Source organism: uncultured Porphyromonas sp. (assembly GCF_947254915.1).
Lineage (GTDB): Bacteria > Bacteroidota > Bacteroidia > Bacteroidales > Porphyromonadaceae > Porphyromonas.
On the sequence record NZ_CAMYEZ010000146.1, the window covers coordinates 1 to 4,257 of the forward strand.

The window sequence follows — 4,257 nt, forward strand, 5'->3', positions numbered from 1 at the left end:
GATTGAGATTGTTTGTTAGTTAATTAGTTAGGTCAGGACTAGCCCTGCCAGAGTGCTAGACGTTGGGGTCAGGTGTCACAAGTTTGTTTTCGTAAATGGTTCCCGCCTTGATGGTGGCTCGTACGAGGTTGACACCAAAGTGGTAGGAGAGGAACTTGTACGAGGGGAACCGCAGGAGTGCTAGGTCTCCCACCTTGCCTACTTCGATGCTTCCTATCTGATCTGCACGGCCGATGGCAGCTGCGCCATTGAGCGTGAGTGCTGTGACCGCCTCCTCAACGGTCATGCCCATATAGATGGTCGCTAGAGCGAACATAAGTGGGATGGAGGAGCTAAAGCAACTCCCAGGGTTGAGGTCGGAAGCAACGGCTACAGCACAGCCAGCATCAATCATACGACGTGCTGGCGCATACTTTTCGCCAAGGCTGAAGGCTGTACAGGGGAGACAGGTAGCTACGGTGTCGCTCTGCGCTAATGCTTGGATCCCCTTGTCAGATATCTGTAGTAAGTGGTCTGCAGAGAGACATCCTAGCTCGGCTGCTAGCTCTGCTCCTCCAAAGGACACGATCTCGTCAGCGTGCATCTTGGTCTTGAGCCCTAGCTCCTTAGCACGAGTCAAGAGGATGCGTGTCTGCTCATGGTCGAAGACTCCTTGCTCAGTAAAGATGTCACAACACTCTGCCAAGCCTCGCTCTACGACTACTGGCATAACTGTGTCACAGAGGTAGTGGATGAAGTCTGTGGAACGACCTTTGTACTCGGGCGGTGTGTCGTGTGCTCCCATAAAGGTGGGGTAGAGGTCTATCGGGTGCTGCTTCTGTAGCGTCCGAATGACCTCTAGCTGCTTGATCTCCGTATCGAGCTCCATACCGTAGCCACTCTTAGCCTCAACGGTTGTAACGCCCATAGATAGCATAGCGTCTAGATGCGCAGAGGCACGCTGGGTAAGCTCTTCAGCCGTTGCGCTACGGGTCGCCTTCATCGTGTTGGCTATACCACCGCCACGCTCCATAATGCTCATATAGCTATCACCAGCTAGTCGCCACTGGAACTCATCCTCACGGTAGCCTCCGAAGATGAGGTGGGTGTGACTGTCAACGAAGCCTGGCAGGACGCACCCTCCCTGAGCGTCATAAGCGACACAGTCTGTGTGGTCTACTAATTCGGCTTCTTGCATAGTCCCGACGAAGGCTATCTTGCCTTGTCGTACGATGATGGCGGCTGGTCCCTCGATGACTCCGAGCTGACGCATCGCCTCAGCACCGTGCTGTGCGGTGGAACCTGGACGGGTCACGATCTGACCGATATTGTATAGGTAGAGATTGGACATTAGATTTTAGAAGTTAGAGAGTAGAGTTTCTAGGCTTTCTATGGATACTAGTCGTACTAGCTGTCCTAGAGACTCTACTCTCTAGTTGGTGAAACGCTCTATTTGAACTACTCCATCATGCGGAGCTCTAGGATCTGGGTCTCGCAGAAGTTCTCAATGCCGAGGTAGTACTCAGCGCAGTCGATGAGCGCCTTCATAGGCACGAGGCCGATGACCTCAGCGCCAACGATCTCGACACCGTAGCGACGAGCCTCCATACGTACCATCTCGTGAGCACGATAGACGGCTGTCTTGGTGTAGTCGGTGAGGTTCATAGAGACCTGTACGATGTGTCGGTCAGTCAGCTCTACGCCCATAGCCTTGCAGAAGCGTAGACCGCCACCGATGTGACGTACCTTCTTAGCGATGGCATCAGCGATAGAAAGGTCTGCAGTATTGAGGTTGACATTGTAAGCGACGAGAGGCATACGAGCACCGACAGCTACAACGCCTGCTGTGGGGTGAATGTCAGCTGGACCGAAGTCTGGGTGCCACTCGTCCTCGTGGATCTTCTCAGCCATCCCCTCGAACTGTCCCTTGCGGATCTTAGCGAGGTTCTCACGATGAGGAGCTGTAGCGCTCTTCTCATAGAGGAAGACGGGTACACCGATGCGCTCGCCGATCTCCTTGCCGACCTCCTTAGAGAGCTCGATAGCCTCCTCCATCTCCATATTGCGAATGGGGATAAAGGGGATAACATCGACAGCGCCCATACGTGGATGTTGCCCCTCGTGCTTGGTCATATCGATGACCTTTACAGCGACCTCAACAGCAGCGAGGACAGACTTGCGGACAGCCTCAGGCTCGCCCATAACGGTTACCACGCAGCGGTTGTGATCCTCGTCATTACTGTAGTCTAGGAGCTTGACGCCCTTAGTCTCTCTAAAGGGTTGTACGATCTGCTCAATCTTTGCTTTGTCACGTCCCTCGCTAAAGTTGGGGACACACTCTACGATCTTTGTCTGAATAGCCATTGTATTATCTACTTATTATAGTGTTGTGTTTTGATATCTTGGTAAGCCTTTTTGATAGGTCTCCTGAAATATTTCGCTAAGTTACTGATTATTTGAAGCCCTGTCAAGCTCTTTCGGATAGGAGCTGCATACCAAAGGGCGCGTTAGCTCTTGTAGTAAGTACGCTTGATGCGAGGCGAAAGCTTGGAAATCACCTCATATGGTATGGTGCCGATGCGCTCTGCGAGGTCACTCACCTGCAAGCCTGGCACGCCGAAGATGATTACCTCATCACCCTCTGCGACCTTTCCCTGGAGTGCCGTGAGATCGACCATACAAGTGTCCATACAGACGTTGCCCACAATCGGACAAAGCGTGTCGTGGATCATAACGCTCCCCACGCCACAGCTGAAGCGCCTATCATAGCCGTCGGCATAGCCAATCGGGATGATACCAATCTGCCCGCCAGGAGCGACCTGTCCACGTCGTCCATAGCCGATAGTCTCCCCGTCAGGGATAGTTTTGATCTGCAGGAGCGTGGTACGTAGCTTAGCGACAGGCTCGAGGGTGAGACAACCCGTAGCACTGATTCCATAGAGTCCTACTCCTAGACGAGCCATATCGTAGTGATGATGGTTGTACCGCTCTATGCCAGCCGTGTTTTGGACATGGCGTAGAGGACGATAGGAGAGCTGACTGGTAAGGTAGTCGGCACCCTCGTCATAGAGGGCAAACTGCAGCTCCGTAAAGTCGCTCATCGTCGGTTCATCGGCGGCCGCCAAGTGCGTAAAGATACTCTGCACCCGTATCAGTGGCTCCACCTCGTGAAGCGTCTGAGCGAGATGCTCTAGGGTCGCTCTGTCTGGCGTGAAGCCCGTACGGTGCATACCCGTGTCTAGCTCGATGTGAACAGGATAGTGGCTCAGTCCCTGACGCTCCACGTGGCGGGCAAACTCTCGGAGGATGCGCTCGTTGTAGATCTCTGGCTCTAGGCGACTCTGCGTCATCACCTCAAAAGCCTCGACCTCGGGATTCATCACGATGATCGGCAGGAGGATTCCTTTGCTGCGTAGTTCCTTGCCCTCGTCCGCCAGCGCCACCGCTAGCGCTGCGAGGTCTTGCTGCTCCAGAGCCTTGGCTAGTTCGTAAGCTCCGATACCGTAGCCCTGCGCCTTGGCCATGACGATGATACGTGTCTCGGGTGAGAGGAGCGCCTTGTAGCTTTTCAGATTGTTTACCAGAGCTTCGAGATCTATCTCTAGCGTCGTCTCGTGAACCTGCTTCGCTAGGTGCTGTACGATACGCTCAAACTGGAATTGTCTAGCTCCTTTGACCAAAATCTCCGCATAAGTGATGGTGCTGAGGAGGTCATCGGCAAGAAGTTGGTCGGTCGTCTCGTAGAAGGCGGTCTTCCCCTCCCCACTCCTCTGGAAGTAGTCCTGATAGTTGCACAGCTCCCGTCCCACACCGATGAAGAGTGTGTGGGGATACTGTGCAATCATCTCACCCACCTGCTTGTAAAGGTCTCGTGGTAGCTGGGCACTCTGTAGGATGTCGGAGAGAATGATCACCGCCTGCTGATGCGAAGTAGCCGTGCGCTGCTTCTGAAAGTCAAGCGCAATGCGAAGCGAATTGATATCGTTATTGTAAGCGTCGTTGATTAGGCGATTGCCCGCCTGCCCCTCCTTGACCTCCAGTCTCATCTCGATCGCCTCGAGTGTCTCAAAGCGAGCTAGCACCGCCTGGCGCTGAGCCGTGGTAAGTGGCAGAAGACCAATGAGACAGAGACAGTGCGTAGCATTTTGTATAGAAGCTTGATCCGCAAAGGGAATGGTCACCGTGCTGCTCTCGTCCGCATGCTGAGCAGTGATGGTTGTGGTGTCGTCACCTGAGTGGCTGTAGGAGACATGGTAGTAAGCTTTGCCAGGCGTGAGG

At 53.8% G+C, this 4,257-nt stretch carries 3 protein-coding genes; all 3 read right to left on the bottom strand.

Going from position 1 to position 4,257, the window contains the following annotated elements; genetic code table 11:
- Positions 1–55: 55 nt before the first annotated feature.
- Positions 56–1,330: an imidazolonepropionase gene (gene hutI / locus Q0X57_RS07720; RefSeq protein ID WP_297729851.1), complete on the bottom strand. Its 1,275-nt coding sequence runs from the start codon at positions 1,328–1,330 to the stop codon at positions 56–58.
- Between the two features lie 107 nt (positions 1,331–1,437).
- Positions 1,438–2,343 carry a glutamate formimidoyltransferase gene (gene ftcD, locus Q0X57_RS07725; protein ID WP_297113719.1) on the bottom strand — a complete coding sequence of 302 codons (906 nt, stop codon included), beginning with the start codon at positions 2,341–2,343 and terminating at the stop codon, positions 1,438–1,440.
- Positions 2,344–2,486: 143 nt separating this feature from the next.
- Positions 2,487–4,257, bottom strand: a 1,771-nt coding sequence (gene alr / locus Q0X57_RS07730) for an alanine racemase (RefSeq protein WP_297729853.1), incomplete at its 5' end; no start/stop codon positions are given.